This is a genomic window from Blastococcus colisei (genome assembly GCF_006717095.1).
In the GTDB taxonomy this organism is placed as follows: domain Bacteria; phylum Actinomycetota; class Actinomycetes; order Mycobacteriales; family Geodermatophilaceae; genus Blastococcus_B; species Blastococcus_B colisei.
Genome location: NZ_VFQE01000001.1, coordinates 3561573 through 3587072, shown reverse-complemented (window position 1 = coordinate 3587072; position 25500 = coordinate 3561573). Strand labels below are relative to the sequence as shown.

At 73.3% G+C, this 25500-nt stretch carries 24 protein-coding genes and 1 tRNA gene; 8 read left to right on the top strand and 17 right to left on the bottom strand.

The genetic code is table 11. The features are described from left to right. Positions 1 to 25: 25 nt before the first annotated feature. From FHU33_RS17090 to FHU33_RS17055, 8 genes are all read right to left on the bottom strand, one after another. On the bottom strand, positions 26 to 160 hold the full coding sequence (locus tag FHU33_RS17090; protein WP_142026406.1) for a methionine/alanine import family NSS transporter small subunit: 135 nt from the start codon (positions 158 to 160) through the stop codon (positions 26 to 28). Then, positions 157 to 1791, bottom strand: a complete 1635-nt coding sequence (locus FHU33_RS17085) for a sodium-dependent transporter (RefSeq protein ID WP_142026405.1) — start codon at positions 1789 to 1791, stop codon at positions 157 to 159. Before FHU33_RS17085 ends, FHU33_RS17090 begins: the two co-directional genes overlap by 4 nt. Before the next feature lie 153 nt (positions 1792 to 1944). Continuing rightward, positions 1945 to 2523: a dihydrofolate reductase family protein gene (locus tag FHU33_RS17080; protein ID WP_142026404.1), complete on the bottom strand. Its 579-nt coding sequence runs from the start codon at positions 2521 to 2523 to the stop codon at positions 1945 to 1947. A 97-nt stretch (positions 2524 to 2620) separates the two neighbouring features. Further along, entirely contained in the window at positions 2621 to 3469 is an 849-nt protein-coding gene (locus tag FHU33_RS17075) for an ABC transporter permease subunit (protein WP_142026403.1), read from the bottom strand. Beyond that, positions 3466 to 4422, bottom strand: coding sequence for an ABC transporter ATP-binding protein (locus tag FHU33_RS17070; RefSeq protein ID WP_142026402.1), 957 nt, complete (start codon positions 4420 to 4422; stop codon positions 3466 to 3468). The genes FHU33_RS17075 and FHU33_RS17070 overlap by 4 nt, the downstream gene beginning before the upstream one ends. 19 nt (positions 4423 to 4441) lie before the next feature. Further along, positions 4442 to 5533: a hypothetical protein gene (locus FHU33_RS17065; protein ID WP_142026401.1), complete on the bottom strand. Its 1092-nt coding sequence runs from the start codon at positions 5531 to 5533 to the stop codon at positions 4442 to 4444. Continuing rightward, positions 5517 to 6062 carry a sigma-70 family RNA polymerase sigma factor gene (locus tag FHU33_RS17060; RefSeq protein ID WP_246063757.1) on the bottom strand — a complete coding sequence of 182 codons (546 nt, stop codon included), beginning with the start codon at positions 6060 to 6062 and terminating at the stop codon, positions 5517 to 5519. Before FHU33_RS17060 ends, FHU33_RS17065 begins: the two co-directional genes overlap by 17 nt. 121 nt (positions 6063 to 6183) lie before the next feature. Then, entirely contained in the window at positions 6184 to 6696 is a 513-nt protein-coding gene (locus FHU33_RS17055; RefSeq protein WP_142026400.1) for a flavin reductase family protein, read from the bottom strand. A gap of 35 nt (positions 6697 to 6731) precedes the next feature. Between FHU33_RS17055 and FHU33_RS17050 the strand changes: the two genes are divergently transcribed. Together FHU33_RS17050 and FHU33_RS17045 are read left to right on the top strand one after the other, a co-directional pair. After that, positions 6732 to 8144: a dihydrolipoyl dehydrogenase family protein gene (locus FHU33_RS17050; RefSeq protein WP_246063755.1), complete on the top strand. Its 1413-nt coding sequence runs from the start codon at positions 6732 to 6734 to the stop codon at positions 8142 to 8144. Positions 8145 to 8193: 49 nt separating this feature from the next. Further along, positions 8194 to 9177, top strand: coding sequence for a pyridoxamine 5'-phosphate oxidase family protein (locus FHU33_RS17045; RefSeq protein WP_142026398.1), 984 nt, complete (start codon positions 8194 to 8196; stop codon positions 9175 to 9177). Here the strand turns inward: FHU33_RS17045 and FHU33_RS17040 are convergent. Then, entirely contained in the window at positions 9116 to 9901 is a 786-nt protein-coding gene (locus FHU33_RS17040) for a transglutaminase-like domain-containing protein (protein WP_142026397.1), read from the bottom strand. The two genes, FHU33_RS17045 and FHU33_RS17040, sit on opposite strands and share 62 nt — an antisense overlap. Before the next feature lie 60 nt (positions 9902 to 9961). After that, entirely contained in the window at positions 9962 to 11902 is a 1941-nt protein-coding gene (locus tag FHU33_RS17035; RefSeq protein WP_246063753.1) for a putative bifunctional diguanylate cyclase/phosphodiesterase, read from the bottom strand. A gap of 265 nt (positions 11903 to 12167) precedes the next feature. On the opposite strand from FHU33_RS17035, the gene FHU33_RS17030 reads away from it, so the two are divergent. Continuing rightward, positions 12168 to 13208, top strand: coding sequence for an LLM class flavin-dependent oxidoreductase (locus FHU33_RS17030; RefSeq protein WP_211355163.1), 1041 nt, complete (start codon positions 12168 to 12170; stop codon positions 13206 to 13208). Positions 13209 to 13292: 84 nt separating this feature from the next. Here the strand turns inward: FHU33_RS17030 and nadC are convergent, their stop codons facing one another. From nadC to nadA, 3 genes are read right to left on the bottom strand one after another with little or no spacing between them, the layout of a single operon-like run. Beyond that, a complete protein-coding gene (gene nadC / locus FHU33_RS17025) occupies positions 13293 to 14186 on the bottom strand; it encodes a carboxylating nicotinate-nucleotide diphosphorylase (protein ID WP_142026395.1) in 894 nt (297 codons plus the stop codon). After that, on the bottom strand, positions 14183 to 15853 hold the full coding sequence (locus FHU33_RS17020; RefSeq protein ID WP_142026394.1) for an L-aspartate oxidase: 1671 nt from the start codon (positions 15851 to 15853) through the stop codon (positions 14183 to 14185). The genes nadC and FHU33_RS17020 overlap by 4 nt, the downstream gene beginning before the upstream one ends. Position 15854: 1 nt before the next feature. Then, the gene (nadA, locus tag FHU33_RS17015; protein WP_246063752.1) at positions 15855 to 16868 is read right to left on the bottom strand and encodes a quinolinate synthase NadA; all 1014 of its coding nucleotides are present in this window, start codon (positions 16866 to 16868) and stop codon (positions 15855 to 15857) included. A gap of 73 nt (positions 16869 to 16941) precedes the next feature. Between nadA and FHU33_RS17010 the strand changes: the two genes are divergently transcribed. Further along, complete coding sequence (locus FHU33_RS17010) at positions 16942 to 17652, top strand: NUDIX hydrolase (protein WP_142026392.1); 711 nt, start codon at positions 16942 to 16944, stop codon at positions 17650 to 17652. Between the two features lie 33 nt (positions 17653 to 17685). On the opposite strand, the gene FHU33_RS17005 is transcribed toward FHU33_RS17010, so the two are convergent. Continuing rightward, complete coding sequence (locus tag FHU33_RS17005) at positions 17686 to 18048, bottom strand: cupin domain-containing protein (RefSeq protein WP_142026391.1); 363 nt, start codon at positions 18046 to 18048, stop codon at positions 17686 to 17688. 145 nt (positions 18049 to 18193) lie between these two features. Here FHU33_RS17005 and FHU33_RS26250 point away from each other — a divergent pair, with 145 nt between their 5' ends. Then, the gene (locus FHU33_RS26250; RefSeq protein ID WP_142026390.1) at positions 18194 to 20218 is read left to right on the top strand and encodes a transcriptional regulator; all 2025 of its coding nucleotides are present in this window, start codon (positions 18194 to 18196) and stop codon (positions 20216 to 20218) included. 22 nt (positions 20219 to 20240) lie between these two features. Here the strand turns inward: FHU33_RS26250 and FHU33_RS16995 are convergent, their stop codons facing one another. Both FHU33_RS16995 and FHU33_RS16990 read right to left on the bottom strand, forming a co-directional pair. After that, positions 20241 to 21659 carry a lytic transglycosylase domain-containing protein gene (locus tag FHU33_RS16995; protein WP_170182491.1) on the bottom strand — a complete coding sequence of 473 codons (1419 nt, stop codon included), beginning with the start codon at positions 21657 to 21659 and terminating at the stop codon, positions 20241 to 20243. Between the two features lie 243 nt (positions 21660 to 21902). Beyond that, positions 21903 to 21975 (bottom strand) — tRNA-Arg (locus FHU33_RS16990). Positions 21976 to 22192: 217 nt separating this feature from the next. Here FHU33_RS16990 and FHU33_RS16985 point away from each other — a divergent pair. Both FHU33_RS16985 and ettA read left to right on the top strand, forming a co-directional pair. After that, positions 22193 to 22738 carry a single-stranded DNA-binding protein gene (locus FHU33_RS16985; protein ID WP_142026388.1) on the top strand — a complete coding sequence of 182 codons (546 nt, stop codon included), beginning with the start codon at positions 22193 to 22195 and terminating at the stop codon, positions 22736 to 22738. A 103-nt stretch (positions 22739 to 22841) separates the two neighbouring features. Further along, complete coding sequence (gene ettA / locus FHU33_RS16980; RefSeq protein ID WP_142026387.1) at positions 22842 to 24512, top strand: energy-dependent translational throttle protein EttA; 1671 nt, start codon at positions 22842 to 22844, stop codon at positions 24510 to 24512. A gap of 46 nt (positions 24513 to 24558) precedes the next feature. On the opposite strand, the gene FHU33_RS16975 is transcribed toward ettA, so the two are convergent. After that, positions 24559 to 24990 carry a protein-tyrosine phosphatase family protein gene (locus FHU33_RS16975; protein WP_142026386.1) on the bottom strand — a complete coding sequence of 144 codons (432 nt, stop codon included), beginning with the start codon at positions 24988 to 24990 and terminating at the stop codon, positions 24559 to 24561. 70 nt (positions 24991 to 25060) lie between these two features. Between FHU33_RS16975 and FHU33_RS16970 the strand changes: the two genes are divergently transcribed. Beyond that, on the top strand, positions 25061 to 25474 hold the full coding sequence (locus tag FHU33_RS16970) for an acyl-CoA thioesterase (RefSeq protein ID WP_142026385.1): 414 nt from the start codon (positions 25061 to 25063) through the stop codon (positions 25472 to 25474). Positions 25475 to 25500: the final 26 nt, after the last annotated feature.

Genomic DNA, 25500 nt, shown 5'->3' with positions numbered 1-25500 from the left:
AGGGTGGGGAGGACGGGGTCCTTTCTCAGAGGTCGCGGCGCAGATCCCCGGCGCGGTCCTCGACGGCGCCGTGGCGCAGCAGGCTGACCACGGCCAGGGTGAGGCCGCCCCAGATCACGGCCATCGCCACCAGCATCATCACGATCGCGGACGTGCTCATCGGGGTCCTCCCTCGTCGTGCCCGCTCACCGGCCGGTTCCGGAGGGTCCGGTCCGTCGGGCTGGTGGCGTGCAACGGCGCCGCCGGGTCGGAGCCGGGTGGCGGCCCGTCCAGGTGGGTGCCGGCGCGCCACTTCAGCCGGGCGAGCAGGAAGCCGATCAGCGGCAGCGCCACGACCATCAGCCAGCCGAAGATCAGCAGCAGCCAGCCGGGGTAGTCCCCGTACGGCGCGGCGAGGTCGTCCCGCACCGCGAGGACGAGCACGACGGCCAAGGCCGTGGGGGCGACGACGCTCGTCAGCACCCGCCAGCCGGTGCCGACCCGGGGCCGGCCGTGGACGTTGAGGTGCTCGCCGAGCCTGGGCAGGGCCCGGAGCACCCACGCGACGACCAGCATGCTCAGCAGCGCCACGACGAGGATGCCGTACTGGTTGACGAAGTGGTCGACGACGTCGAGCACGTAGATGCCGCTCGTCGTGCTGAAGAGCACCAGGCTCAGCACCGCGGTGGGAACGACGACCGCGAGGGTCGCGGTGAGCCGGCTGGTGTCGAGCTTGTCGCGGACGGCGGAGATCACGACCTCGATGACACTGATCAGCGAGGTGATGCCGGCGATGACCAGCGACCCGAAGAACAGGACGCCGATGAGGGCACCGGCCGGGGCCTCGCTGATGATCGTCGGGAAGGCGATGAAGGCCAGCCCGATCCCGTCGCTGGCGACCTCGCCCACCGCGACCCCGCCGGACTGGGCCATGAAGCCGAGGGCGGCGAAGACGCCGATGCCGGCGAGCAGCTCGAAACTGGAGTTCGAGAAGCCGACGACGAGGCCGGAGCCGATCATGTCCTCGCGGCGGCGGACGTACGAGGCGTACGTGATCATGATGCCGAAGCCGATCGACAGGGAGAAGAAGATCTGGCCGAACGCGGCGGCCCAGACCGAGGCCGAGGTGAGCGCCGACCAGTCGGGCGTGAACAGCGCGTCGAGGCCGGCTCCTGCGCCCGGCAGCAGCAGCGCCTGCACCACGAGGACGGCGAAGGCGAGCACCAGCACCGGGATGAAGATCAGCGAGGTCGCACCGATCCCGCGCTGGACGCCGAGGGCCATGATCACGAGTACGGCCAGCCAGACGACCAGGAGGGGGACGAGCACCCCGGGCACCACGTCGGCGGTGACCTCGACGTCACCGGCCTGGAGGAACTCGCCGAAGAAGAACCCTTCGGGGTCGGCGCCCCACGCCTCGTCGAGCGAGAAGAACGTGTAGCGCAGCGCCCAGGCCAGCACCGCGGCGTAGTAGACGGCGATGACGGCGCAGATGGCCACCTGCCACCAGCCGAACCCCTCGGTGCCGCGGCGCAGCCGGGCGAAGGAGAGCGGCGCGGAGCCGCGGTGGCGGTGGCCGATCGCGTAGTCGAGCAGCAGGAACGGGATGCCGGCGGTCAGCAGTGCGACCAGGTAGGGCACCACGAAGGCGCCGCCGCCGTTCTCGTAGGCGACGTAGGGAAACCGCCAGATGTTGCCGAGTCCGACAGCCGACCCGATCGCCGCCAGGATGAAGACGCGCCGGGAGCTGAAACCGCCGCGGCGGCGCTCCTCGTCAGCCTGCTCCGTGGCTCCCCCCGCCGTCGTGCTCATGCGACCTCCTCTGTCGTGATCCGCCGAGCCCTGCACATCGAGTACCGGCCAACGTTGCGCCGTCGAAGAGAGGATGGCAGGACTCGGGAGGCTCGGCTGTCCGAGAATCTCGGACGTTGCCAACGATGGCTGCGAGTCTGGCGGGGTGTTCCGTCAGACGTGCAGGGTGGGCTGGTAGACGAGCTCCTGGATGCGGCCGTCGAGCGTCCGGCTCCCGATCAGCTCGAGGTCGAAGTCGGCCGCACCCCCGAAGATAGGTTCCACCCCGGTCCGACCGGTGATGACCGGGAAGATCGTCACCTGGACGCGGTCGACCAGGCCGGCGGCCATCAGCGCCCGGTTCATCGACAGGCTGCCGTGCGAGCGCAACGGCAGCTCGGACTCCTCCCTGAGCCGTGCGACGACGTCGACGGCGTCGCCGCGCACGAGGGTCGCGTCCGGCCAGTCGAGGGGGCCGTCCAGCGTCGTCGACACCACCGTTGCGGGGAGGTTCCGCATGCGGGTGACCCACGGGTCCCGGACCTCGGCCTCCTCGGTGCTCTCGGCCAGCATCCGCACGAAGGCGCGGAAGGTGTGGGCCCCGAAGACCATCCGCTGGTCCTGGTCGTAGATCGCGAGGCGGCGTTCGAGCAGCTCGGGGCCCTGCTTGCCCCAGTAACCGGTCCAGTCGCCGCCGGCGGCGCCGAAGCCGTCGAGGCTGCAGAAGACGTCGAAGGTGTAGATCGCGGTCATGGTGCTCCCCTTCGCGTGCGGATCGGGTGGCAGAGAAGACCGCGAACCACGGCCGGATTCATCGTCGTCGGGGGCCGCGAGTGCGCGGAGACGGACGCTAGATGTCCCGGCGCTGGAAGGAGAGGGCGGTCAGCCCCAGGATCACGGCGATCCACACCACGGCCCATGCCAGGTAGGCCGGCGCCAGCGGCGCCTCGGCCAGGAACGGGAACCCGCCCTCCCCAGGACCCATCTGGACCAGTGCGATCGGGTCCTGGAACGCGTTCATGGCGCCGCGCCACAGGCCGTCGGTGGGCAGCAGGACCCGGGACACGGTGCCGACGCGCTCGACGCCCTCGTTGCCCAGGGCCCCGCCGATGCCGCCGACCACACCGGCGACCCAGGTCGCCCCGAAGAGGCCGACGGCGACGATCCCGGACGCCATCGGCGAGACGACGCTGGACAGCAGGAGGGCCAGCGTCAGCAGCACGACCGTCTCGGCCGCGAGCAGCGCGAGGCCCGAGGCAGGTGCCGGAGGCCAGTAGCCGACCACCGCACGCACGATGAGCAGCTGCGCGAGACCGGCCAGGACCACGTAGCCGCAGCCGAAGGTGAGCAGGCCCAGCCATTTGCCGAGCAGGACCGACGATCGGCGGACCGGTCGCGCGAGGATCGCCAGTGCCTGCCCCGACTCCACCTCGCCCGCGAGCGTCGGCCCAGCGAGGAATGCGGTGCCGATCGCGGCGATGAGGCTGAACCCGAACATGATCAGGTTGAGCAGCAGCGAGGCCACGAGGCGGGCCTCGCCGCTGGTCATGGTGCCCAGCTCGGTGTCCAGGCCGATCAGTTTCGAGAAGCCCCAGCCGCTGAGCACGAGCAGCGCCACGGTCAGGACCAGGAGCGCCCAGACGACCCGCCGCCGGAACGCCTCGCGCAGGGTGAGCCCGGCGACGGTCAGCACGATCACGGACTGACCTCCTCATGCCGGAGGACGGCGAGCAGCCGTTCCTCCAGGCTGATCCGCACCGGCTCGACGGCGTGCACGCGGACGCCGAGGCCGACGAGGTCGCGTACCAGGTCCGGGACGGTGACGCCGTCGTCGTCTGCGGAGAGCTGCACGGTGAACCAGTCGCCGCTGTGCGCGAGCGAGCCAGCCGCCCGCAGCCGGTCCTCCGCCCGTCCGTCGACCCCGGCCAGCCGCAGCCGGACCTCCCGCTGACCGAGCAGCTCGGCCAGGGTGCCCGACGCCGCCACCCGGCCCTCGTCGAGGATCACCACCCGGTCGCACACGCGCTCCACCTCGCCGATGAGGTGCGAGTTGAGCAGCACGGCGACGCCGCGGGACTTCAGCGAGAGCACGAGGTCGCGGACGTCGACCCGGCCGATCGGGTCCAGCGCGCTCGTGGGCTCGTCGAGCACGACCAGCTCGGGCCGGGCGACCAGCGCGACGGCGAGGCCGAGCCGTTGCTGCATGCCCTTGGAGAACCCGCCCAAGCGGTCGCCCGCGCGGCCGGCCAGCCCGACGAGCGCCAGGCACTCCCGCCGCTCGGCCGGGGGCACGTCGGACCTGGCCAGCCGGACGTGCAGGTCCAGCACCTCGGTCGGGGTCAGCCACGGCTGGTAGCGGAAGAGCTCCGGCAGGTACCCGACGGCGCTGCGGGATCGAGGGTCGGACGCTCGCCGCCCGAGCAGCAGCACCTCGCCGGCGTCGGGCCGGACGAGGCCCAGCAGCATCTTGATGACGCTGGTCTTGCCGGCGCCGTTGGGGCCCAGCAGGCCGAGCACCTCGCCGCGGGCCACGGAGAAGGACACGTCGTCGACGGCGGTCCGGCGTCCGTACCGCTTGCGCAGCCCGGAGCACCAGACCGCCGGGGACGGCGGGAGGTCGGCGAGCTCCACCGACGAGCCGGAAGGGGTCATCCCGCGGACGGTAGCGGCGTCAGCCCAGGTCACGGGCGACCGACAGGAGCTCGTCGGCACTCAGCGACCCGGCCACGCCGGTCATCACGCCGTCCTCCACCCAGACCACGCCGGCGAACAGTCCGTTGCGGGAGGTGAGCACGGTGGCCTCCGCACCGCCGACGTCGGCCGTGGAGCTGGTCACCAGCTCCGCCGGGACGGGCAGGGGCAGCGTCCCGCCGTCCGCCGAGAGCGTGCGCAGCTGGTCCGCGAGCCCCTCCGGCAGGCCGGGCAGGGACAGCAGGTAGTCGCGGACCGTCTCGAACGGCACGCCCGACGAGTAGACCGTCGGAGCGCCGACCCGGGCGACGACGAGAGTCGGCACCCCGGTCGGCTGCGACCACATCGCCGCGACACCGGGGCCCGCCTGCAGCCGCAGCTGGCTGCCGTCCAGCCCGGCCGGCGGGGGCGGCAGGACCTCGCCCTCGGCGGCCGCGGCCCGGGCGGCCTTGTCGGCCGAGAAGGTGAACGTCGCCTCGGCGACGCCGGCGACCTGGTAGGTCGGCTCCCCGGTCACGCCCTCGGGCAGGTCGGCGACCTCGGGGACGGCGAGACCGGTCCGCTCGCGCGCGGTCTCGGCGTCGGCCACCTGCCCCGGTTCAGGGTCCTGCGTGATCTGCAGGTCGCCGTACGCGGAGAGGTCGGGCACCTGGACCAGATCGGTGGCGGTCACCTCGACGGGGTCGACGCGCTCGGTCTGGAAGATCGGCAGCCAGTCGTTGGCCGCAGCGACGCCGGCGCCGGTCAGGATCACCACCGCGCCGAGCGCGGCGGCCGCGGGCCGCCGCACCGCCGACCCCCAGCGCCGGCGTGCGGCGGTGGGTGCCGGGCGGAACGCGGGCGTGGTGGTGGCCGAGGCCGCCGACGAGAGCCGCGCCCAGGCCGCGTCGGTGTCGACGTCGCCGGTCCGAGGCGCCGCCAGCGCGGAGCCGACCAGCCGGGCGTCGGCGCGGGCGCTGTCCAGCGCGCGCAGGCAGGCCGGGCAGGAGGCCACGTGGGCGCGGTCGTCGTCGGTCACGCCGGCCGGCTCGTCGACCAGTCGGCGCAGGACGCCGTCACTCGGGTGACGCATGGCGGTTCAGCTCCTTGAGCAACACGGATTCGGCGCGGCGCACGGTGGTGCCCACGCTCCCTGGGGACAGATCGAGTGCCGAGGCGACCTCGGCGTAGCTGAGGCCGCTGTGCCGGAGCACCAGCGTGACCGCCTGCTTGTGCGGCAGCCGGGCGAGCGCGGCCCGGACGGCGCTGCGCTCCTCGCGGGTGATCACGAGGTCGGCGACGTCGGGCACGACCGCCGGACCGTCGCAGGCGTTCTCCTCCCGGGCACTGCGACGGCGGCCCGAGCGGAGCAGGTTCAGGGCGGTGTGGGTCGCGGCGACGGTCAGCCAGCCGCCGGCCTCGTCGGCCGGCACCGAGGAGCGGCCGAAGGAGAGGAAGACCTCCTGGGCGACGTCCTCGGCCTGGTCGCGGGAGCCGAGCACCCGGGCGGCGACGGCGACGACGCCCGCATAGTTGCTGCGGAAGACCTGCTCGAGGTCCGTCCGGACGTCGACCCGCCCGCGAGACATGCCGGTGCCCCGTTCAGTCCGGGGCCGCGCCATGCCGCGCACCCCGGGGAAGGGCACTGCTGCGGTGGCCGATGGCCGTACGGGTTCCACAACGGGTAAGCACCGCCGACGCCGTGGATGTGACAGTCAAGGCGATTATGGCCATGAACGCCCTTCAGGCGCGGGGGCGCGGGGAGCCGGACTCGTCGACGTACCGGCCCCGCAGGCGCAGCAGCGGGCGGGCGTCCGCGTCGAGCACCGGCACGGCCTCGACGGCCAGCAGCGCCACCACGTGGTCGCCCGCCTCGACCAGCCGCTCGAGCCGGCAGTCCAGGGCGGCGAGGCCGTCGTCGAGCACGATCGCGTCGCTGCCCGGGGCCCGCGACCAGGGCACCGACTCCAGGAGGTGCCGGGCGCTCGGGCGGCCGGCCGAGGCGAACCGCGAGGCGACGATCGCGTGCTGCGCCGCGAGCACCGTCAGCCCGCACGTCCCGACCTCCTCCAGCACCTCCGCCGGGTAGCCCTGGGCCGAGAGCCCGACGGCGACCAGCGGTGGGGCGGCCGACACGCTCATCACCGAGCTGACCGTCGTCCCGACGTCGTCGATCCCGTCGCGCACGGTCAGCAGGCAGACCCCGGCGGCGTACTGCCCCAGGGCGGCGGCGAAATCGGCGGCATCGACCGGCATGGCGGCCAGTCGACCACACGGACAGGATGGGGCGTGTGACTGAGCAGAGCTATGACGTCGTCGTCCTCGGGGCCGGGTCGACGGGGGAGAACGTCGCCGACGTCGTCGTCCGGGGTGGGTTGACCGCCGTCCTCGTGGAGAGCGAACTGGTCGGCGGCGAGTGCTCCTACTGGGCGTGCATGCCCAGCAAGGCGCTGCTGCGCGGCACGGAGGTGCTCTCCGAGGCCCGTGACGTCGACGGGGCGAGGCAGGCGGTCACCGGTGAGCAGGACGTCGCGGCCACGCTGGAACGCCGCAGCTCGTTCACCTCGCACTGGGACGACTCCGGTCAGGTCGAGTGGGTCCAGGGCGCCGGGATCGACCTGATCCGCGGCACCGGACGGCTGGCCGGCGAGCGCACCGTCGTCGTCACTGCCGCCGACGGCACCGAGACCCGCCTGACCGCGCGGCACGCGGTCGCCGTGTGCACGGGGTCGATGTCCGCCACGCCTCCGATCGACGGGCTGGCCGACGTCGACCCCTGGGGCCCGCGGGAGGCGACCAGCGCCAAGGAGGCGCCCGGCCGGCTGCTGGTGCTGGGCGGGGGCTACGTGGGCTGCGAGATGGCGACCGCCTGGCAGGCGCTGGGTTCCCAGGTCACCGTTCTGCAGCGGGGCGACCGGCTGCTGGAGGGCATGGAGCCGGCGGCGGGCGACGCGGTGGCCCGGTCCCTGCGGGACAGCGGTGTCGACGTCCGGCTGGACACCGACGTCACCGCCGCCCGGCGTGACGACGGCGAGGTCGTGCTGACGACCTCGGGCGGCGAGTTCCGTGGCGACGAGGTGCTCGTCGCCGTCGGCCGCGCCGCCCGTACCGGCGACGTGGGGCTGGACGTCGTCGGACTGGAGCCCGGGAACTACCTCGAGGTGGACGACACGCTCCGGGTGGACGGATCGTCCTGGCTCTACGGAGTGGGCGACGTCAACGGCCGCGCCCTGCTCACGCACATGGGCAAGTACCAGGCGCGCCAGGCCGGGGCGGCGATCGTCGCCCGGGCGACGGGGGAGGACGTCGACACCTCGGACTGGTCGCCGTTCGTCGCCACGGCGGACCGGTACGCCACGCCGTCGGTCGTCTTCACCGTCCCGCAGGTGGCCAGCGTGGGCCGCACCGCGAAAGAGGCAGACGACGCCGGCCTCCCGCACCGGGTCGTCGACATCCCGCTGGAGGTGGCCGGCTCGTCGCTGTTCGCCGACGGCTACGAGGGGAGGGCGATCGCGGTCATCGACACCGACCGCGACGTGCTGCTCGGTCTGACGTTCGTCGGGCCGGCCGTGGGTGAGCTGCTGCAGGCCGCGACGATCGCCGTCGTCGGCGAGGTGCCGATCCGCCGGCTCTGGCACGCCGTGCCCGCCTACCCGACGGTCAGCGAGATCTGGCTGCGGCTGCTGGAGGCCTACCGCGGCTGACCCGCTGCTGCCACCCTCTGGGCAGTCACGCCGCCCCGAGGAGTCCCGGATGACGCCGCCGTCGGATCCGCAGGTGCTGGAGGTGGTCGATCGTTACCGGACATGCGAGTTCGCCACCCTCACGAGGTCCGGCGTCCCGATCACCTGGCCGACGGCCGTGCTCTACCGATCGGACGGCACCTTCCTGATCACCACGTCGATCGCGCTGCCGCAGAAGGCCTACAACATCCGCCGCGACGACCGCGTGGCGCTGCTGTTCAGCGAGCCCACGGGGAGCGGCATGGCGGGGGCTCCGCAGGTGCTCGTGCAGGGGCGCGCCCGCTGTCCGGACGAGATCGTCACCGACGTCGCCGGCGCGCCGGAGTACTGGCGGCGGCTGCACGAGCGCCAGCCGTTCAACCACGTGTACTCCCGCAACGTGGTCACCCGGCGGCTGTTCGACTGGTACTACATGCGGCTGCTGATCACGGTCACGCCGACGGCGTGGATCACGCGGCCGCCGTTGCCCGCGGGCCCCGCGACGGTGTTCACCGGTGTCCCGGACGGCGTCTCCGCACGGGCGCTGGCCGAGCTGGCGGCCTATCCCAGCGCCGTCCTCGCGACCCGGACGGACGACGGTATGCCGAGCCTCCAGCGGGCCCGCGTCACTGGACCGGGCGCCGCGGGGCGGTTGCGGCTCGACGTACCGCCCGACGAGTCGCTGCGCGAGGGGCCGGCCAGCCTGCTGGCACACGGGCACGACGAGAGACTGTGGTCGCTGCGCAGCGTCGTCGTGACCGGGGAGCTGATCGCGACCGACGTGTGGACCTTCCAGCCCGAGCGGGTCGTCGATGGCGCGGGCGCGGTCGGTCCGTTCGCGCTGGTCCGCGAGATCCGCCGGCTGCGGCGTGCCGCCGCGGGCTATCTCGAGAAGCGCTCGCTGCCGCGGCCGGATGTGGCCTGGAACGGCATCCGGGCACTCGGGAACGGGGTCAGGGCAGCGGGAACGGAGCCTCGTCCGGAGCCGGCAGCGGGCCGTCCGTCGTCGCCGTGACGCGCATCGTGCGGAACTGCGCCACCCCGCCGAACAGGGACAGGAACGCGGTGTCGGCGGCGTCCCGGCCCGAGCAGATGCGCACCAGCGACCTGGTCGGTGCGAGGCGGGTGGCGTCGACCACGGACCAGACGCCGTCGACCTCGGCCTCGACGACGGCGTGGAAGTCCATCGGCGCGAGCCCCGGCGCGTAGACCGCCACCAGGCGTGCCGGGATCTCCAGGGCCCTGAGCAGGGTGACCGTCAGATGCGCGTAGTCCCGGCACACGCCCCGGCCGGCGAGCAGCGTGTCGACGGCGGTGTCGACGGGGCGGCTGGCGCCCGACGTGTAGACCAGCCGGCGGTGCACCCAGTCCGCGACGGTGCTGACCAGCCGGGCGCGGGGGAGCGTCCGGTCGAACTCGGTGCCCGCGAACCCCTCGAGCTGGTCGGAGGGGCAGTAGCGGCTCGGGCGCAGGGCCTCGGCCCACTCGGCGGAGGAGACCTTCCGCGGGGACCCGCCGTCCTGGGCCGACGCCGAGTACGTGACCGTCGTGTCGCCCGCGAGGAGCTGCAGCCGGTGCACCCGGGCGCCGTTCACCTCGAACTCCTCAGGCTCCACGGCGGTGCCGCCGGAGAGCACGGTGAGCTGCTCGGCTACCGGATCGGCGACGGCGATCTGCAGCAGCGCGGTCGCCGGCTCCGGGGAGCTCACGGTGAGGGTGGCGGCGACGTCGATACGCATGGCCGCCATCCTGGCGTCCGCCTGCTGTTTCCCGCGCGTGCAGTACGTCCTCGCTGCTGCTCAGTCCTGCGCGTCGGGGTCGGCGGGCTCCTCGGACAGGGCACCCGTGGCGAACGCGCCGGTGTCGTCGAGGTCGGTCTGCCGGAGCGTCGGCTCGCTGCGCTGCCGCGGCACCGCGGGGATCTCCCGCTCCACGGGCAGCAGCTCGCCGGCGACGTGCTCGGCCGGGGCGTCGGTCATCTCGCCGATGAACACCTCGGCCGGGCTCGGCAGCGGTGCGGGGCGGCCGAATGCGTAACCCTGGGCCATGGCGCAGCCGTGGTCGAGCAGCCAGGCCGCCTGGTCCAGGTCCTCGATGCCCTCCGCGATGACCTGGAGCCCCATGCCGCGGCCGAGCTGGAGCAGCCCCTGCACGAGGGCGGCCGTGGAGGGCTCGGTGACGACGTCGGCGACGAAGGAGCGGTCGATCTTGACGGTGTGGATCGGGAGCCGGTGCAGCGCGGTGATCGCCGAGTAGCCGGTGCCGAAGTCATCGAGCGCCAGCGTCACGCCCTGGTCGGTGACGACGGCGACCGAGTGCAGGGTGGCCTCGGCCGCGAACAGCGCCGTCGACTCGGTGATCTCCAGCTCGAGCCGGTGCGGGGCAAGCCCCGAGACCGCCAGCGCCTCGGCGACCAGCTCGCTGAAGCCCTCCTCGGCGAGGTGCCGTGCGGAGACGTTGACGTGCACGCGCAGGTCGTCGGGCCACGCGGCGGCGTCGGTGCAGGCGCGGTGCAGCACCCATGCGCCGAGCTTGGAGGTGAGCCGGTTGTTCTCGGCGGCGTCGAGGAAGGCACCCGGGGGGAGCAGCCCGCGGGTGGGGTGCTCCCAGCGCACGAGTGCCTCGTAGCCCAGCAGCGTCTCGTCCGCGAGGTGGACGATCGGCTGGTAGAAGAGCCGCAGCTCCTCGTTGTCGAGCGCGTGCTTGAGGTCGGTCTCCAGCTGGAGCGCGTCGACGTCGTCCCGGCTGAGCGCACCCTCGTGCACCTCGATCCGCGCCCGGCTGCCGTCGGCCTTGGCGCGGGTGAGTGCGCTCTGCGCCTGGCGCAGCAGGTCGTCGGGCGTCGTGTCCGAGCCGAGGGTGAGGCCGACGCTCGCCGAGAGCGTGAGCTCGCGGTCCTGGACGAGGAAGGGCTCGTCCAGGACGGCCAGCAGCCGGTCGGCCAGGGCGCGCAGGCCGTCGAGGTCCTCGACGTCCTCGGCCACGACGAGGAACTCGTCGGCACCGAGCCGGACGGCGGTGTCCTCGACGCGGGTGCTCCAGCGGAGCCGGTCGGCCACCTGGCTGAGCAGGAGGTCGCCCGCCTCGTGGCCCAGGGAGTCGTTGACGGCCTTGAAGCGGTCGATGTTGAGGTGCACCAGACCGACGTGCAGATCGCGGCGGCGGGACAGCGCGACGGCGTGGCGGAGCCGGTCGGTCAGGGCCCGCCGGTTGGGCAGCCCGGTGAGCGGGTCGGTGTAGGCGCGGCGGACCAGGTCGTCCTCCGCACGGCGACGGTCGGTGACGTCGACGAGGGAGAGGACGGCGAACTGTGCCGCGCCGTTGTTGTGCCGCACGAGCTCGTGGGACTGGACGACCCACAGCTCCGTGCTGTCGGAGCGGCGGAGGCGGCGCTCGCCGTCCAGCAGCAGGTGCGGGTCGAGGTCGGCCGGCTCGTTCGCCGCCGGTACGAGGCCGAGGTCGGCCACCGGCGGGTCGTCCGGATGGGCGAAGAGGTCGACGTGCCGGCCGGTCAGCTCCTCCGCGGTCCGCCCGGTGAGGGCGCAGAGCATGGGGTTGGCCACCAGGATGTGCCCGTCGAGGCCGACCAGCGCCTTGGGGATCGGTGCGGACAGGAACAGCGCCTGGAACAGCTGCCCCCGGTCGGCGAGGAGGGTGTCGATGGCCCGCATGCGCTGCCCGGCGGCGCTGCCGGGAGGTCCTGCGGGCGTCGGGGGCACCTCGGAGGCAGGAAGACTCACCAGCACAGGGTCACCCATCGTGGGCGGGAAGTGACGGAACCTCCTCACGGAGAGTCGTGATCGTGCCGTCACAGTGCGTTAGTTCCCTCATGTCTGTGGGCGCTTTGTGCCAAGCGACGGGGACCGGCCCGTCACATCTGTGCGCGGGGTCGCCCGTCGACCTCGCGGTACAGCTGCCGACTGCGCCGTACACCGCGAGGGCGGCGACCCTCCCGCGCGGATGACCCTCGGGAACAGGTCGTGGGCACCGAGCGCTCCACGTGCCGTGGAGAAGAAGATCGGGTTCCTGTCCTTCGGGCACTGGCAGCCCATCCCCGGGTCGCAGGTGCGCACCGGGCGGGACGCGCTGGTGCAGAGCGTCGAACTGGCCGTGGCAGCCGAGGAGATCGGTGTGGACGGCGCCTACGTGCGCGTCCACCACTTCGCGCGGCAGCTGGCCTCGCCGTTCCCCTTGCTGGCGGCGATGGCCGCCCGCACCAGCCGGATCGAGATCGGCACCGGCGTCGTGGACATGCGCTACGAGAACCCGCTGTACATGGCCGAGGAGGCCGCCGCGACCGACCTGCTCGCCGACGGCCGGCTGCAGCTGGGCATCAGCCGGGGCTCACCGGAGACGGCGTTGCGTGGGTCGGAGGCGTTCGGCTACGTACCGCCGGAGGGTGTGAACGACGCCGACCTGGCGCGTGACAAGACCGCGCTGTTCCTGGTCGCCCTCGAGGGTCAGACCGTGGTCGAGGCCGATCCCCGGATGACCGGAGGTGCGCGGGGCCGCCTCGCGATCCAGCCGCAGTCGCCGGGACTCCGCGAGCGGATCTGGTGGGGTTCGGGCACCAGGGCGACGGCCGAGTGGACCGCGCAGCAGGGGATGAACCTGATGAGCTCGACGCTGCTCGTGGAGGACACCGGCGTGCCGTTCGACGAGCTTCAGGCCGAGCAGATCGCGCGGTTCCGGGCCGCGTGGGCGCAGGCCGGGTGGGGACGTGAGCCGCGCGTCTCCGTGAGCCGCAGCGTGCTGCCGATCGTGAGCGACGAGGACCGCGCCTACTTCGGCGGCGAGCGGTCCGGCGAGGACCAGGTCGGCGTCCTCGAGGGCGTGCGGGCCCGGTTCGGCAAGAGCTACGTCGGCGAGCCCGATGCGCTGGCCGAGGAACTGGCGAAGGACGCCGCCGTGCAGGAGGCCGACACGCTGCTGATCACGGTGCCCAACATGCTGGGCGTGGACTACAACGCCCGGCTGCTGGAGAACATCGTGCGGCACGTCGCCCCGGCGATCGGCTGGGTGCACCCGGTCCAGCGCACCGCCTGATCCCGCCCCCGCTCCTGGGTATAGGTACCTATGCCTGTGTTTTCGGGCCCGAACCGCATGTATAGGTACCTATACCTGGCTCAGTCAGCGTAGGTCGAAGCCGAGGTCGAGCACCGGGGCGCTGTGGGTCAGCGCGCCGACGGCGAGGTAGTCGACGCCGGTCGCCGCGACCTCCGGAGCCCGGTCCAGCGAGAGCCCACCGCTAGCCTCCAGGCGCACCCCGGATCCGCGCATCAGATCCACGGCCGCGCGGGTGTCCTCGAGCGAGAAGTTGTCCAGCAGCACGAGTTCGACGCCGACCGCGACGGCCTCGCGCACCTGGTCGAGCGTGTCGCACTCGACCTCGAGCGGGACGCCCGGCGCATGGGCGCGGACCGCGTCCACCGCGGCCGTGATCCCGCCTGCCGCGGCCACGTGGTTGTCCTTGACCAGCGCGGCGTCGCCGAGGGCCATCCGGTGGTTGACCCCGCCACCGCACCGGACCGCGTACTTCTCCAGCGCGCGGAGCCCGGGCGTGGTCTTGCGGGTGTCGCGGATGGCGGCCCGCGTTCCGTCGACGGCGTCCACCCACCGGCGGGTCAGCGTCGCGACGCCGGACAGGTGGCTGATCAGGTTCAGCGCCGTGCGCTCGGCGGTGAGCAGCGACCGGGTCGGCCCGACGACGGACAGCACCGGCCGCCCCGGCTGTGCCGTGGCGCCGTCGGGGACGTGCAACCCGACCTCGACATCAGGCCCGCCGACCAGCTCGAACACCGCTGCGGCCACCGGCACCCCGGCGAGCACGCCGGAGGTTCGCGGGACGACGTCACCGGTGGCCCGGGCGTCCGCCGGGACGGTCGAGTTCGTGGTGACGTCGGGACCGAGCGTCAGGTCCTCCTCGAGCGCGCGGCGGATGACGCGCACCACCTCGGCCGGATCCAGGCCGGCCGAGTCCAGCGCCGTCGTCAGGGCAGGGCGCAGCACCCCCTCGCCGGTCATGCGACCACCTGCGCAGCCGCGAGGGTCCGGACGGGCTCGGTGCGGGTGTGCACGTGCCCGCTCCGGTCGAGCCGGTGCACCAGCCGGACCTGCCACTCCGGGCGGGTCCCGGGCGCGTCGAGCCGTCGGTGGCAGCCGCGGCTCTCGGTGCGCGTCAGGGCCGCGGCGGCGAGCAGCGTGGCCACGGTGTGCAGGGCCGTCGTCTCCACTGCCGCGGCATCGAGGACGGCGTCGGGCCCCGTCCGGGGGAGGGCGCCGAGGAGGCCGGCCAGCTCGGTCAGCCCGGCGGCGTCGCGGACGACACCGGCGTGCCGGGTGGTCGCCGCGGCGAGCGCCGGCCGTGCGGCCGGATCGAGCGCGCCGGCCGTTCCCGTCATCGTTGCCGGAACCCCCGCAGATGTGGCCATTTCTGTGGACAGCAGGGCGGCGCAGCGACGGGCGGCGACCAGCCCCTCGGTGATCGAGTTCGAGGCCAGCCGGTTGGCTCCCTGCACGCCGGTGCAGGCGACCTCGCCGACGGCGTAGAGCCCCGGCACGGTGGTCCGCCCGTCGAGGTCGGCGACCACCCCGCCGCAGGCGTAGTGGGCAGCCGGGGCGACGGGCACCGGCTCCCGGGACAGGTCGAAGCCGGCCGCCGCGCAGGCCGCGGTGATCCCGGGGAAGCGCCGGGCGACGAACTCCGCGCCCAGGTGCGTGGCATCGAGGAAGACGTGGTCCTCGCCGGTGGCCCGGAGGTGGGCGGCGATCGTCGCCGAGACGACGTCGCGCGGGGCGAGGTCGGCCAGCGGGTGGGCGCCGAGCATGATCCGCCGTCCCGTGGCGTCGACCAGGACCGCCCCCTCGCCGCGCACCGCCTCGGAGACGAGCACCTGCTGCCCCTCGGCACCCGGCCCGCACCAGAGCACGGTCGGGTGGAACTGCACCATCTCGACGTCGGCGACCTCGGCGCCGGCCCGCAGCGCCAGGGCTAGCCCGTCGCCGGTGGCACCGGCCGGGTTGGAGCTGGCGGCGTAGACCTGGCCGTAGCCCCCGGTCGCCAGCACGACGGCGGGTGCGTAGAGGTCTCCGGCGTCGACGAGGGCGCCGTCCTCGATCCGCGCGACGCGCAGTCCCACGACGCGGCCGTCGCCGGTGCGCAGGATCTCCAGCGCCGCGGTGTGCTCGAGCACCTCGATGCCGCGGGCGCGCAGCGCGTCGCCGAGCGTGCGGGTGACCTCGGCGCCGCTCGCGTCGCCCCCGGCGTGCACGATCCGGTCGCGGCTGTGCCCGCCCTCGCGGGTCAGGGCCGGGCGCCCGTCGGCGTCGAGGTCCAGCCGGGCGCCGAGCTCCTGCAGCAGGGCGACGGCGGCGGGCGCCTCGGCCACGAGCGTCCGGACGGCGTCCTCGTCGCACAGGCCGGCCCCGGCGACGAGGGTGTCGTGCACGTGCAGATCGGCGTCGTCGTCCGGACCGAGCACCGCGGCCAGGCCGCCCTGCGCCCACGCGCTGCTGCCGTCGCCGAGCGCCCCCTTCGTGACGACGGTGACCGCACGGCCGGCGTCGGCGAGCGCCACCGCCGTCATGAGCCCCGCGGCGCCGGTGCCCACTACGACGACGTCGGTGCTGCGGGTCCAGCCGGCCGCCGGGAGCGGCAGCGCGGCGACGACGCGGGTGAGGCTCGCGCTCATGTCACTCACCGACCGGTGACGGCGTGCCGATGGCCACCATGGCCTCGACCGCCGCACGGGCGCGGGCGGCGATCTCCGGGTCGACGGTGATCTCGTCGCGGCCTTCGCGCAGCGCGCGGAGCAGCTTCTCCGGCGTCGACATCTTCATGTACGGGCAGGCCGCGCGGGAGTTGACCGGCTCGAACGAGGTGACCGGGTTGGCCTGGCGCAGCTGGTGCAGCATGCCGATCTCGGTGGCGACCAGCACCCGCTTCGCCGTCGTCCGTCGGGCCTGGTCGAGCATCCCGCCGGTGGAGAGGACGTGCACCCGGTCGGTCGGGAGCTGGCCGTCCGACACCATCCACAGCGCGCTGGTCGCGCAGCCGCACTCCGGGTGCACCAGCAGTTCGGCGTCCGGCGCGGCCTCGACGCTGGCCCGCAGGTCGGTGGGGGAGATGCCGGCGTGCACGTGGCACTCGCCCATCCAGATGCGCATGTTCTTCCGGCCGGTGACCCGCTGGACGTGCGCGCCGAGGAACTGGTCGGGGAGGAAGAGCACCTCGCGGTCGGCCGGGATCGACTCCACGACCTCGACGGCGTTGGACGACGTGCAGCAGATGTCGGTCTCGGCCTTCACCTCCGCGGAGGTGTTGACGTAGGAGACGACGACGGCGCCGGGGTGCTCGGCCTTCCACGCCCGCAGCTGATCGGCGGTGATGGTGTCGGCCAGCGAGCAGCCGGCGGCGGCGTCGGGCACCAGCACCGTCTTCTCCGGCGCCAGGATCTTGGCGGTCTCGGCCATGAAGTGGACGCCGGCGAAGACGATGGTCGACTGCTCGGCCGCCGCGGCGAGGCGGGAGAGGGCGAGGGAGTCGCCCACGTGGTCGGCGACGTCCTGGATCTCCGGCGCCTGGTAGTTGTGCGCGAGGAGGACGGCGTCGCGCTCTCGGGCGAGTCGGCGGACCTCGTCGCGCCAGGACTCCCACTGGACCGGAGACCAGATGCTGGCGGTGGGGGCGGGCAGCGTTGCGGTCACCGGGGACCTCCGGAGGAGTGGGGTTTCATACTTACAGTCGAAAACCTGCAGAACGGACCCTAGCATTCCCGTCGTGCCTTCTGTGTGGTCCTCGCCGGACCGGCCCGCCTACCCCCACCACGCGCTCGCCGCCGTGCTGCAGGTCCGGTCGGCACGGCTGCACGTCATGCTCTGGCGGCGGGCCAACGAGCCCTTCGCGGGCGCCTGGGCGCTGCCGGGCGGCCCGTTGCTGCCCGACGAGCGGCTGGGCACGTCCGTCGCCCGGCAGCTGGCGAGCAAGGTGGAGGTGCACCAGCTCGCCCACCTGGAGCAGCTGGAGACGCGCAGCGATCCCGACCGCGACCCGCGCGGACGGACGGTGGCCACCGCCTACCTCGGCCTGGTGCCCTCGCACCTCGATCCCGCACTGCCCGACGACACCGCCTGGCACCCCACCGACGCGCTGCCGGCCACGGCCTTCGACCACGGCTCGATCGTCGGCTCCGCGCTCGCTCGGCTCCGCGCCAAGCTGTCGTACACCAACGTCGGCTTCGCGCTGGCGCCGCCGGAGTTCAGCATCGCCGAGCTGCGCGACGTCTACGTCGCCGCGATCGGCTACGACGTGACCGCGACGAACCTGCAACGGGTGCTGCTGCGGCGCGGCGTCCTCGAGGCGACGGGCGAGCTCGCCCACCCCGGTCGATCGGGTGGGCGACCCGCGATGCTCTACCGCTTCGCGTCCGCGAGCCTCGAGGTCACCGACCCGTTCGCGGTCTTCCGGCCGCCGTCGTCCCGGGTGCGCTGAGCACTCCGCCGCCCTTGGGATGCCGGCGTCGGATCAGGCGAACTTGGCCTTGGCGTGCTCGCTGAACTGACGCATCGCCGCCACCGGTCCGATCTCGAGGAACGCGGTGTCCTCGTCCATCCGCGCGGTGTGGCCGGCCGGCCAGTAGTAGGCGTGCCCGGCGCGGGTGACCTCCTCGTCGCCGTCCGCACCGGTGAGCCGCACGGCCCCCTCCAGGACGAGGCCCCAGTGCGGGCTCGGGCACCGGTCACCGGGCAGCCCTTCCAGCACCGGGCTCATGTCCGTTCCCGCGGGAACGCGCGCGAAGCGCACCGCCATGTCGCCCCACTCCGCGTACCGGGTGACGATGTCGCCCTGCTGCAGTTCGATGGGGAGTTCGTCGAGCGCGCCGTTCATGGTCGTGTCCTCTCGTCGTCCGGGGCCGGCCATCCGGCCGGTCATGGGTAGAGGCGGAACAAACGTTGTTACGGCGGGAACGTCGCCCGTCTGCCGCCGGACCGCCTCCGCCCCTACGCTCGGGCGCCTCGGCGGCGGAGGCGCGATGACGGTGGGCGAGCTCGGCCAGGTCGCGGCGGACGGGCGCGTCGACGCGGCCCTGGAACAGGGGGAGTGGTCGGCGGCGGTCGCGCTGCTGCGAGGGATCCAGCAGCAGCGGCCGCTGACGCCGGCGGAACTGGACCTGCTGGGCCGCGCCGCCTACGGAGCCGGCGAGTTCGAGTCCGCGATCACCGCCTGGGAGCAGCAGTGCGCGCTGTGCCAGTCGCTCGGGGACGACGCGAATGCGGCGGCGGCGGCCGCGACGGTCGCCATGTACCTGATGATGGACACCGGCCTGATGGCGCCGGTGCGCGGCTGGCTCGCGCGGGCGGACCGGCTGCTGGGGGAGCGGCCGGAGTCGCCGACGCACGCACTCGTCGCGATGGCGCGCACCTACGAGCGCTTCATGTGCGGGGACGCCGAATCCGCCGCGCGCTGGGCCGAGCGGGCCATCGACGTGGGGGGACGCCAGGGCGTCCCGTTGGCGGCGGCGCTCGGCCGGGTGGCGGCCGCGCGGCTGGTGATCCTGGGCGGCTCGGTGGATCGCGGGCTTGAGTTGCTGGACGAGGCGGCCGTGAGCGTGGTCTCCGGTGAGCTCGATCCGCTCGGTGCCGGGATGGTCTATTGCGAGCTGATCTGTGCGATGCAAGGGCTGGCGCAGTACGACCGGGCCGAGCAGTGGACCGAGGCCATGGAGCTCTGGCGGGCGGGCAACGCCTACGGGGGCATCAACGGCCGCTGCCGCGTCCATCGCGCCGAGATCCTGCGGCTGCGCGGGTCGTGCTCGGCGGCCGAGGAGGAAGCGCTCGAAGCCTGCAGGGAGCTGCGGCCGTGGATGCGCCGGGAGTTCGGCTGGCCGCTCACCGAGCTGGGCGCCATCCGGTTGCGAACCGGCGACCTGGCCGGCGCGGAGGAGGTCTTCAGCCAGGCGCTGGAGCACGGCTGGGACCCCCAACCGTGGCTGGCGCTGCTCCGGCTGGCGCAGGGCGACGTCGGAAGCGCCGCGACCATGATCGCCGACGAGCTGGAGCACCCGTGCCCGGTGCCGTCCAAGGAGCGGCCGCCACTGGGTGCCCTGCGCCGGGCCCCGCTGCTCGCGGCCCAGGTCGAGATCGGCATCGCGGCAGCGGACATCGGGACGGCGCGGACTGCCACCGCAGAGCTGTCGGGCATCGCGGAGACCTTCCGCAGCCGGGCGCTGACCGCCGCGGCCGCACTCGCGCGTGGTCGCGTCGCCCTCGCCGAGGGGGACGCCGAGGTCGCCGTCCGCGAGTGCGAGGAGGCGCTGGCCGGCTGGAGCGAGGTGGGGGCCGCGTACGAAGCCGCCGTCGCGCGACTGGCCCTGGCCGACGGGGAGCGACTCCTGGGGCGGACGGAGCGGGCCCGGCTCCAGGAGCGCGCCGCTCTAGCAACGGCCGACCGCATCGGCGCCCGCCTCCTGACCTGCCGTCCCGCCCCGGTGCCGCCGTCGCCCACCGGTTCGGACTGCGTCTTCCGCCTCGAGGGGGATGTCCGGACGGTCGCCTTCGCCGGCCGGGCCGTCGTCCTGCGGGACCTCAAGGGCATGCGCTACCTGGCCCGGCTGCTGGCGGCGCCGGACCGGGAGTTCCACGTCCTCGACCTGGTCGCGGGGGAGATCGGCGAAGTCGCGCGATCCGGTGCAGACCTGGGTCCGGTGATCGACGGCCAGGCGCGGGCGGCCTACAAGCGCCGGCTGGCCGAGATCGACGACGACATGGACGAGGCCGTGGTGCTGGGCGACAGCGAGCGGCAGGCGCTCGCCCAGGCCGACCGCGACTACCTCCTTCGCGAACTGGCGGGCGCCTTCGGGCTCGGAGGGCGGTACCGGGTCGCGGGATCCACGTCCGAGCGGGCCCGGGCCAGCGTCACGCGGTCACTGCGCTACGCGGTTGCCCGCATCGCCGAGCACCATCCAGCGATGGCCGACCACCTGGAGCGGACGGTCCGCACCGGGACCTACTGCTCCTACGTCCCCGACCCGCGGATGCCCACCTCGTGGGAGTTCTGACGACCTCGCCGCCGGCTCCGTGTCAGGCCGGGCAGGCAGGCAGGCCCGGCAGGTCCGGGACGAGGTTGCCCCCCACGTTGCAGGTGGCCCCTTCGACGAGGTTCACCGCAGGCGGGTTCACGGTGTTCGAGGGCGGCGGCGCAGGCGCCGGGACCGGGATTGCGACCGGGACGGGAAGGGTCGCCGGTACGGGCGCGGGCGCGGGAGCCGGAGCCGGGGCCGGGGCCGGGGCCGGGGCGGGTGCCGGAGCCGGCTGACCGCCGGACGTCGCGGGGGGCGCCTGACCCGACGCCGGCGGCGTGCTGCCCTGCTGCGGCGCGGATGCGGTGTTGCGGCCACTGTCGGCCGGCTGCGCCGGGGCGCTCCCGCCGGTCGCCGCGGGCTGGGCCGGTGCCCCGCCTCCGGTGCCGGGAGGAGGTGTGTAGGCGGTGGTCTCCTCCGGCGGCGAGGACGTCGTGTCCCGCAGGCCGATCGCGGGCCCGGGTGCGGCGGGAGCGCGGTAGAAGGCCGACGGCGGCGGTACGGCCCCGCTGATGTTCCCCACGAGCGGGAGATCGGCCACCGGAATTCCGGTGGCGTAGGCCCGGGCGAGTGCGAGCACCTCGGCGACGTACTCGTCGGAGTGGTTGTAGGCGAAGACAGCCTTGCGCTGGCCGGCCTCGGTCCGCAGATCGCCACCGGCGACGCAGAGGTAGTTGGCCGCTGCCAGGGCGGCGTCGTTGATGTTGAAGGGGTCGGTCACGCCGTTTCCGTCGGCGTCGATCGCGTAGGAGCGCCACGTGGTCGGGATGAATTGCATGGGCCCCATGGCGCGGTCGTAGGTGGTGTCGTTGTCCCACATGCCGTTGTCGCTGTCGCCGATGTAGGCGAACTTCCCGCCGTCGAGGGCAGGGCCGAGGATCTTCGGCGTCGCCGAGCCGTCCGGCCCGAGGACGGCGCCGCCGTAGCGTCCGTGGTTGGACTCGACCCGCCCGATGCCGGCCAGCAGCGACCAGTCGACGCCGCAGCCCGGCTTCGCCGACGCCATGCGGGCGGCGGCGACGCGGTAGGCGTTGAGCGCCACGTTGGGGATGCCGTTGGCCGCCAGCCCGGTGACGACCGCTTCCGGCGCGGGCTGCGGACCCGCCACCTGCGCGGGCACGACGGAGAGCGTCGTCGACCCGCGCGGAGCCCCTTCGGAGAGGGCAGGGATGGCCCAGCGGGCGGCGAGGGTCCGCGGCACGGCGAAGTCGTCCGCGTGCCCCACCGCGACCATGTCCCGGGACTCCGCCGGGGGAGCGACCATGGCGGTGAACGCCGCCACGACGCCGGCCGCGACGAACCAACGGCGCCGACCCAGCCGTCGGCGTGGCCGCCTGTCGAGGGCGTGGGCACGGTGGGCTCCGCCCCGGGGCGCGCTGTTGGGCGGCTCGAACTGACCTGGCGACATCGACTGCCCCACCGTCACTCCCGACGATCCATCGTTGACTCGGGTCCCCGTGACCTGCCGGGGGGCGTCTACCCCGGTCGTTGCCGTGCAACGCATGAAACTGCGACCCGAAATCACGGATAACGGACCGACTGCGGCGCCACGGTCATGCGGCGGGCAGGATCGCGGACATGCGCCCAGCTCGGCGCCTTCCCCGACGGCGACGATCCTTGCCGCACGCGGAGATCGTCCGCGCGGCCTGAGGCAGTCCCTGAGCGCGCCCGGCAGGACTCGAACCTGCGGCCAAGTGCTTAGAAGGCACCTGCTCTATCCACTGAGCTACGGGCGCTCGGTTGCCGATCATCGCATCGACCGGGGGTTCTGGCGGCGACAGCCCGCGAGCAGTCATGCAGCGGGGTGAGTGCGCCGACGGTTTCGTCCACAGGCGGGAGGGTCGTCCACAGATCCCGTCGGCGTCGGCGCTCGGCGGCGGGCGACGGCCAAGGTCGAGGCACACCGGCACTCCGCCGGCCGCGCCACTCGGCGCCGCACCCCTGAGGAGCACCGTGAACGACACCATCGTCACCGTCGTCGGCAACGTCGTCGACGCACCGCGCCGCAACAACACGCAGAACGGGGCGGTCACCAACTTCCGGATGGCCTCCACCGCCCGTCGCTACGACGCCGGCAGCCAGCAGTTCGTCGACTCGGGCACGTTCTGGGTCGACGTCGAGTGCTGGAACGCGCTGAGCGGCAACGTCTCGGCGTCGGTCAGCAAGGGGGACCCGGTGATCGTGCACGGCGCGCTGACCACGCACAGCTGGGACTCCGAGACCGGCCGCCGCAGCAAGCCGCGCATCAAGGCGTTCGCCGTGGGCCCCGATCTGACCCGTGGGAGGTCCGTCTTCAAGCGCGACCGGGCCGACCGGGCTCCCGATGCGGCGGACGCCGTCGCGACCGGCGAACTGCACCAGCCGCCCTCCGACGGTGCGCCGGGGGAGGACTACCCGTCGCAGGAGGACCTGCTCGCCGGACGGGATTACGTGGGTGACGACGCGACGTTGCACCCCGCGGACGACCCCGACCTCTCGCCGGAGCCCGCGCACGTGTAGTTGTCCCGGGCTGGGAGGATCGGCAGCGAGAACGCACGGGGTGGGGCCGCGAGCCCGCCGCCCCACCCCTGCTCGCAAGACGACGGAAGGCTCGGCAACCCCAGTGGCTCAGTACATCTACACGATGGTTCGCGCGCGCAAGGCGCACGGCGACAAGGTGATCCTCGACAACGTCACCCTGTCGTTCCTGCCCGGCGCGAAGATCGGTGTCGTCGGGCCCAACGGCGCCGGCAAGTCCACCGTGCTCCAGATCATGGCCGGCATGCAGCAGCCCTCGAACGGCGAGGCGACGCTCGCGCCCGAGGCGACGGTCGGCATCCTGCTCCAGGAGCCGCCGCTCAACGAGAACCTCGACGTCCGCGGCAATGTGGAGGAGGCGGTGAAGCCCCTGCGGGATGCGCTGACCCGCTTCGAGGAGGTCAGCGCGGCGATGGGGGAGCCCGACGCCGACTTCGACGCGCTGCTCGCCGAGCAGGGCGAGCTCATGGAGATCATCGAGAACTCCGACGGGTGGGAGCTCGACGCCCGCATCGAGCAGGCCATGGACGCCCTCCGATGCCCGCCCGGTGACGCCGACGTCACGGTGCTCTCCGGTGGTGAGCGCCGCCGCGTCGCGCTGTGCAGGCTCCTGCTCGAGGCGCCCGACCTGCTGCTGCTCGACGAGCCCACCAACCACCTCGACGCCGAGAGCGTCGCGTGGCTGGAGCAGCACCTGGAGAAGTACGCCGGCACCGTCGTCGCCGTCACCCACGACCGGTACTTCCTCGACAACGTCGCCGAGTGGATCCTCGAGCTCGACCGCGGCCGCGCCTACCCCTACGAGGGCAACTACTCCACCTACCTGGAGACCAAGGCGGCCCGACTGCAGGTCGAGGGCGCCAAGGACGCCAAGCGCGCCAAGCGGCTCAAGGACGAGCTCGAATGGGTCCGGTCCGGCGCCAAGGCCCGGCAGGCGAAGAGCAAGGCCCGCCTCGCCCGGTACGAGGAGATGGCGGCGGAGGCCGACAAGTTCCGGAAGCTCGACTTCGAGGAGATCCAGATCCCGCCGGGCCCCCGGCTGGGAAACGTGGTCGTGGAGACGAAGAAGCTCACCAAGGGCTTCGGTGACCGCGTCCTCATCGACGACCTGACGTTCACGCTGCCGCGCAACGGCATCGTCGGGGTCGTCGGCCCCAACGGCGCCGGCAAGACCACGCTGTTCAAGATGCTGGTCGGTGAGGAGAAGGCCGACGACGGCGACATCAAGGTCGGCGAGACCGTCAAGCTCTCCTACGTCGAACAGAACCGCAGCGGCATCGACCCGAAGAAGACGCTGTGGGACGTCGTCTCCGACGGCCTCGACCACATCAAGGTCGGCAACGTCGAGATGCCGTCGCGCGCCTACGTCGCCGCGTTCGGCTTCAAGGGTCCGGACCAGCAGAAGCCGGCGGGCGTGCTGTCCGGTGGCGAGCGGAACAGGCTCAACCTCGCGTTGACCCTCAAGCAGGGCGGCAACCTGCTGCTTCTCGACGAGCCCACGAACGACCTCGACGTGGAGACGCTGACCAGCCTGGAGAGCGCGCTGCTGGAGTTCCCCGGCTGCGCCGTGGTCGTCAGCCACGACCGGTGGTTCCTCGACCGCGTGGCGACGCACATCCTCGCCTACGAGGGCGAGTCGAAGTGGTTCTGGTTCGAGGGCAACTTCGCCGACTACGAGAAGAACAAGGTCGAGCGGCTCGGCCAGGAGGCCACCCGCCCGCACCGCGCCACCTACCGGAAGCTCAGCCGAGACTGATCGAGGACGGGCCGGCCGGAGCCCAGCCCCGGCCGGTCGCCGTCGTTCACTCGCCGTCGAACCGCGTCACGAACGTCCGCTGGCGCCTGGTCTCGACCGCGCGCAGCCGGTACTGGCGGCGCACGAACGCGACGGCCTCCTCCGCGGGCAGGCCGTCCAGCACGGCCAGACAGGCCAGCGCCGTGCCGGTGCCTCCGGTGCCGCCGCGGCAGGCGATCTCCACCCGCTCGCCGGCTGCCCTCTCCCACGCCGTCCCTAGCGCCTCGCGCAGATCCCGCGGGTCGGCCGGGAGGCCGAAGTCCCGCCATCGCACCCAGCGCTGATCCCAGGCGGTCACCGGTGGTGGGCGGCCCAGCAGGTAGATGCCGTACTCGGGCAGCGGCCGGGGCGGCGGCTCCCGCAGGCTGCGTCCCAACACCCGGCGCCCCGACGGCAGGGACAGCACGCCCGCCACGTCCGCGGCCCAGGGATCGCCCACCGCATCACCGTAGAAGCGGTTCGCGGGGCCCGGGTGCGCAGCCGGACCGCGGTACGGCAGGGTGGCCCGCGTGAGACACACGGTGCACGTGCCGATGCGCTGGTCGGACATGGACGCCTACCAGCACATCAACAACGTGGCCTTCCTGGGATACTTCGAGATGGCCCGCGTCAACCTGTTCTTCGAGCACCCCACCCACGACGAGAAGACCGGCATGCGGCGCGGTCTCGTCGTCCACTCGCACGAGATCGCCTACAAGCGCTCGGTGGTCTACGACGCCGATCCGCTGGAGATCCAGATCTGGGTCTCCACCATCCGGGCGGCGTCCTTCCGGTGCCACTACGAACTCTTCGACCACGGTCGGCTGGCCGTCACCGGCAGCACCGTGCTGGTGCCCTTCGACTTCGCCCTCGAGCGACCGCGGCGCATCACGCCGGAGGAGAAGGCCTTCCTCCTCCGCTACCTCGACGAACCCGACGCCTGAGTCGGCTGGGCTGCCCGGCCCCGAAC

Bases quoted from the DNA above. Each gene is read 5' to 3' on its own strand.
- FHU33_RS17090 (WP_142026406.1), bottom strand. From the start codon at position 160: ATGAGCACGTCCGCGATCGTGATGATGCTGGTGGCGATGGCCGTGATC.
- FHU33_RS17085 (WP_142026405.1), bottom strand. From the start codon at position 1,791: ATGAGCACGACGGCGGGGGGAGCCACGGAGCAGGCTGACGAGGAGCGC.
- FHU33_RS17080 (WP_142026404.1), bottom strand. From the start codon at position 2,523: ATGACCGCGATCTACACCTTCGACGTCTTCTGCAGCCTCGACGGCTTC.
- FHU33_RS17070 (WP_142026402.1), bottom strand. From the start codon at position 4,422: ATGACCCCTTCCGGCTCGTCGGTGGAGCTCGCCGACCTCCCGCCGTCC.
- FHU33_RS17065 (WP_142026401.1), bottom strand. From the start codon at position 5,533: ATGCGTCACCCGAGTGACGGCGTCCTGCGCCGACTGGTCGACGAGCCG.
- FHU33_RS17060 (WP_246063757.1), bottom strand. From the start codon at position 6,062: ATGGCGCGGCCCCGGACTGAACGGGGCACCGGCATGTCTCGCGGGCGG.
- FHU33_RS17055 (WP_142026400.1), bottom strand. From the start codon at position 6,696: ATGCCGGTCGATGCCGCCGATTTCGCCGCCGCCCTGGGGCAGTACGCC.
- FHU33_RS17045 (WP_142026398.1), top strand. From the start codon at position 8,194: ATGACGCCGCCGTCGGATCCGCAGGTGCTGGAGGTGGTCGATCGTTAC.
- FHU33_RS17040 (WP_142026397.1), bottom strand. From the start codon at position 9,901: ATGCGTATCGACGTCGCCGCCACCCTCACCGTGAGCTCCCCGGAGCCG.
- nadC (WP_142026395.1), bottom strand. From the start codon at position 14,186: ATGACCGGCGAGGGGGTGCTGCGCCCTGCCCTGACGACGGCGCTGGAC.
- FHU33_RS17020 (WP_142026394.1), bottom strand. From the start codon at position 15,853: ATGAGCGCGAGCCTCACCCGCGTCGTCGCCGCGCTGCCGCTCCCGGCG.
- FHU33_RS17005 (WP_142026391.1), bottom strand. From the start codon at position 18,048: ATGAACGGCGCGCTCGACGAACTCCCCATCGAACTGCAGCAGGGCGAC.
- FHU33_RS26250 (WP_142026390.1), top strand. From the start codon at position 18,194: ATGACGGTGGGCGAGCTCGGCCAGGTCGCGGCGGACGGGCGCGTCGAC.